Here is a 239-nt window from a genome sequence, read left to right on the forward strand (position 1 = left end):
CGCCGATCTGTCCTCCCACCAGGAGCAGGCTGCCCGGGAGGAGGCCCCCGCTTGGGCCACCATCGGCGGCACCGGCGCCTCCGCCGCGGCCGGACTGCTGGGCGTCGTCGGCCTGCGCCGCCAGCTCCAGCGCCGCCGCCGTCAGCCCGTCCAGTCCGTCCCCCTGCCCGAGGGGCAGACCGCGCAGCTGGAGACCCCGCTGCGCGTGGTCGCCGAGCCCCAGCCGGCTGTGGGGCTCC

General features: G+C 79.1%; 1 protein-coding gene. It reads left to right on the top strand.

Annotated elements, in window-relative coordinates:
- Positions 1–239, top strand: a 239-nt coding sequence (locus KVS67_RS13010) for a hypothetical protein (protein WP_217565551.1), incomplete at both ends; no start/stop codon positions are given.

The sequence above is a fragment of the Micrococcus sp. GbtcB5 genome, from assembly GCF_019091605.1.
GTDB lineage: Bacteria > Actinomycetota > Actinomycetes > Actinomycetales > Micrococcaceae > Micrococcus > Micrococcus luteus.